This window comes from Proteus sp. ZN5, from assembly GCF_011046025.1.
Lineage (GTDB): Bacteria > Pseudomonadota > Gammaproteobacteria > Enterobacterales > Enterobacteriaceae > Proteus.
In genome coordinates this window covers 1-2,683 of record NZ_CP047641.1, presented here as the reverse complement: position 1 = coordinate 2,683, position 2,683 = coordinate 1, and the positions used below count along the sequence as shown (strand labels likewise).

At 41.8% G+C, this 2,683-nt stretch carries 2 protein-coding genes; both read right to left on the bottom strand.

From position 1 onward, the window contains the following. Positions 1-248: 248 nt before the first annotated feature. On the bottom strand, positions 249-689 hold the full coding sequence (locus GTK47_RS20305; protein WP_015063446.1) for a hypothetical protein: 441 nt from the start codon (positions 687-689) through the stop codon (positions 249-251). 637 nt (positions 690-1,326) lie between these two features. Next, entirely contained in the window at positions 1,327-1,971 is a 645-nt protein-coding gene (locus GTK47_RS20300) for a quinolone resistance pentapeptide repeat protein QnrD1 (protein WP_012634451.1), read from the bottom strand. Positions 1,972-2,683 lie beyond the last annotated feature (712 nt).

The following is a 2,683-nucleotide window of genomic DNA, read 5'->3' as shown; positions in this document are numbered from 1 at the left end:
TATGATTCTACCCATTATTTCACCCGTTATTCTGCCCGTTATACCTAAATTGGGTGCAATAACGGGTAAAGTAATAGGTAGAATAACAGGTGGATTAATGGGTAAGAAATAACACAACGTCATCTTGTGTCTATCTATTATTCTGTATCTTATTCTATGTATTATTCTACCTATTACAGACGAAATAGATAAAATAAGAGATAGAATAATAGATAGGATAATACATAAAATAATAGGTAAACCTAACGTCAGCGCACCTTTTCTTCGAGCTGTTTTAGCATCGAAATATCACCTAATAACCGTTGATTTTTACCTGTGAAAAAGATGATCGGACTGACATTTGCATTATCAATACTTCGGCTTAACTGAATTCCCATCGCCTGATAATCATCATCGTTTGTGCAATGGTATAACGCTAAAACAAGCTGACATTGTTCTGGAGTTCCGCATTCTATTGCCCAGCGGATCAACTCCGAAAAGGTCAATCCGTTCGGTTTCCAGTGTTTTTTATGCCGTGACGCTAACGCCTTAAATTTTTCACGCCCTTGATTATATTTTTCTGCCCCGATCACCGGATCTTCACAACGAACCCCTTGAACCGGTCGCTTATCAAATGACAATTCCCATAAATTTAATTCTTCGATGTATTCGTAATCTTCTGGCGATGCCAAACGAAATAATTGAGACATAGAGACACCCTCCGATCATGTGTGAACGGAGACAGTATAAGGCTTTCGAGAAATTCCGCTTCCTCGACGTGAAACAAGTTCACGCCTTGCGGCGAGCGTTGCGAATTGAATTTATGAGGTTTACCAAGCTCCAGATGTAACAAAGCCCCGTGACAGCATCACAGGGCTCTGGTACTCTAAATCTTGTGCATTCGTTGCTCAGATTAGACGTCGCAATCCAATCTTAGCAACGTGAGAGGCGCTTGTCACGTTCTCATTAAATACCAGCCAACGACATTAACCCAAATGCACCACTTGATTGACTCGGACTTAGCCCGGTCTCCGAAAGGATAAACAGGCAAATTGTGGTAGTAAAACGTACCGGAAAACGAAATTCCGGCTCTACCTCCGAATCACGCTGCGGTATCGAAAGATTACAGTGCGTACCTGATAAGAGCACCAATCAACGGACTAGGGATTTCTTGGATTGCGAAGTGTCGAAAGAAGCCCAACCTAACCAAACTTAGCCAGATTAACGAGCTAAGAGACCATGACCCAATAACTGATCATGGAGAAAAGCAAAGACAAGATGAAGATGTCGCTTCGCTCCGTTTTGATTAGTACCACATTGGGGCATTAGGCGTTTTTTACCTAGATTTTATCGGTGAACAATAACACCTAAACTCTCAACAAGCTGAAGCGCCTGCTCTCCATCCAACTTCACTCCATCTAAATTAATTCGCCTTGCATCAAGCTCGCCAAGCGCCCCACCCGTTAAATCACAACCAGTAAAATCAGCCAAAGACCAATCAAACGATGAAAACTCCCCACAAGAAAGATCGGAGCCACGAAACACGGCGCCAGTTATCACAGTGCCATTCCAGCGATTTTCCCACAGTTCGCACTTTTCTAATATGACTCTAGAAAAATTAGCGTAACTAAGATTTGTCTTGGTTATATAAGCACTACAAAACCATGACCTTGTAGTTATCATATTCATAAAATTAGCCCCTCGAAAATCAGCTCCTTGAGCTAAACACTCACTAATTTCAAGACCTAAGGCGCTAATGTTTTTAAAATTACTCATTGATAAATCGCAGCTTTTAAAGCTAGCGTTTTTTAGTTTGGCTCTATTAAAATCACACCCTTCCAAGCTATTCCTGTCGTAAAAACTACAATCAACAAATTCAGTATCAGTTAAATCAACCCCTGAAAAATCACAATTTGAAAAGGCAATATTTTTAACTCTATTCCCCGTAAATTGATCTCGTGAAAACTTTTCATTGATAAAGTGCTTTTCCATACATGCTACACCTGGTTATTTATACAGTGCAATCATTGTACATTAATTTGAACAACCTTAAACTCTAGCTAAAATTGATTCATACAATCCCTTTTATGTTAAACGGGCGAGTTAGTTAGCAAAAACCTCCCGTTCATCCCCATTAAAGCCCCTCGAAACGATTTTAAGACACGATCACCCTATAAAACACCCAAATCTACGCTGAAAGTTTAGAACGGTTTTGCGGGCTTCTGAGTGCGTTTTTAACATCGTGCAAACTGACAAGTAAAACGATGCGAAATCGCTGAAAGTCACAAACTTGTTTTGTGGCAAGAAGCGATTTGACCAACCGAGTAAAACGAGGGCGGTAGGCTTTTTGTTTTTATCCTGATGAGCGTCCAGCGAAGAAAGGGAAAAACAGGGGGAGCCGAAACGAAATGACACGCCCCAGCGATGGCAAGTGAACCCCAGTGAACGTGTTTCGTTTTGGGGGCAAAGCCCCCCGTCAAGCGAAGCGTCTGACCACCACATTTTTGAGCGACCAAATACAGGGGCGAAAAAAGGGGGTGGTCAGACGAACGCAGTGAGTTTGACGGGCTTGGGTGAATGGTTTTTTTCGCAGGCGTCCAGCCGAAGAAAATAGCCAGAGGGCGGAGCCTTATGTCATTCATTTTCGTCCAGAAAATGAGTGGCATTGATACTGAAAGTATCATGGGGTGCAAGTTAGTAAAAC

Bases quoted from the DNA above. Each gene is read 5' to 3' on its own strand.
- GTK47_RS20305 (WP_015063446.1), bottom strand. From the start codon at position 689: ATGTCTCAATTATTTCGTTTGGCATCGCCAGAAGATTACGAATACATC.
- GTK47_RS20300 (WP_012634451.1), bottom strand. From the start codon at position 1,971: ATGGAAAAGCACTTTATCAATGAAAAGTTTTCACGAGATCAATTTACG.